Raw genomic sequence first — 1,456 nt, forward strand, 5'->3', positions numbered from 1 at the left:
CAAGACGAACTCGATCCTCGACAACGCGTTCATCCCCGGGACCGACGCGCCGTCGTCGACGTCGAACCAGGTGGCCGTGCGCGTCGCGCTGCGCCACAAGTTCTGATGTAACCCGGTTCTCCGTTCTTCACGCGACACCCGCGCGGGTCTGCCCGAGGTGTCTTTGCCCGCCCGCAAGCGCAAGCCTGCCGGCGGGCTTAATAGGATGGTCAGCCCGATCCTCACTCAGTGGACTACGCTGAGTGAGGATTTTGTCCTTCTGGAGGGCCATCATGGACACGGTATCGCTGATCGGAATCGATCTCGGCAAGCACTGCTTCCACCTGCATGGACAGGATGCGTCAGGCAGGATGGTGTTCCGTAAAAAGCTCACGCGTAGCCAGATGTTCACGCTGCTGGGCAATTTTCCGCGTTGCATTGTGGTCATGGAGGCCTGCGCCGGTGCTCACTGGATCGCACGTCGACTTCAAGCGCTGGGCCATGAGGCCAAGCTGATTTCTCCGCAATTCGTCAAACCGTTCCGGCAAGGCAACAAGAACGATTTCGCGGACGCCCAGGCGATCTGCGAAGCAGCCGCTCGTTCGAGCATGCGTTTCGTGAGCCCGCACAACGAAGCCCAGCAAATCGTTTCAGCCTTGCACCGTGTGCGCGAGCGGCTGGTGCGTGACCGCACCGGCACGATCAATCAGATTCATGCGTTTCTGTTGGAGTTCGGTATCAGCTTGCCGCGCGGCATGGCAGTGATCCGGCGACTGCCTGCCGTGCTCGAGGCAGAATCGTTGCCGCCGAGGCTGGTGGTCGTGCTCGAACGTTTGCAGGCGCACTTCAAGTATCTGGACGAGCAGATCCACCAGCTCGAACGTGAGTTGCTTACCCAGCTACACGAGGATGAACGCAGTGAACGACTGCTCGAGATTCCTGGCATTGGCCCGATGACCGCCAGCGTGTTGATGTCTGAGTTGGGCGATGCCCAGCAATATGGCTCAGCAAGGCAGTTTGCAGCTTCGGTTGGTCTGGTGCCGCGGCAGTACAGCACCGGCGGCAAACCAACGCTACTGGGCATCAGCAAGCGTGGCGACAAGGAACTGCGACGATTGCTGGTGCAATGTGCGCGGGCCATCATGCAGCGCATCGAGCACCGCACGGATGCATTGGGCGTCTGGATTCGCAGCCTGTTGGCGCGGCGACACTCGAACGTGGTGGCCTGTGCCCTGGCCAACAAACTGGCGAGGATCGCCTGGGCCATCCTCGCCAAAGGGACACACTACCGGAGCATCGAGGCTGTTCCCTCAGTCTGACGCTTCCTATCGCTTACGGCTTCAGTTTCAGTAGTCACCTCTGGTTTTGCGACGCGAGATACGTGAAGGCATAAACGACTCAACGGCCGGGCAAGTAACCTGACACAAAAAACAGCACCTCAATGCTGTGGGCTTTTTGAGGTTTGCCCGGCGCGGCT

The 1,456-nt window shown here is 59.9% G+C and carries 1 protein-coding gene; it reads left to right on the forward strand.

Translation table 11 applies throughout. The annotated features are described in order from the left end of the window. Positions 1-272 precede the first annotated feature (272 nt). Complete coding sequence (locus tag JGU71_RS30665; protein WP_046543588.1) at positions 273-1,298, forward strand: IS110 family RNA-guided transposase; 1,026 nt, start codon at positions 273-275, stop codon at positions 1,296-1,298. The last annotated feature ends 158 nt before the right edge of the window (positions 1,299-1,456 follow it).

It is taken from the genome of Antrihabitans stalagmiti, assembly GCF_016482825.1.
Taxonomy (GTDB): domain Bacteria; phylum Actinomycetota; class Actinomycetes; order Mycobacteriales; family Mycobacteriaceae; genus Antrihabitans; species Antrihabitans stalagmiti.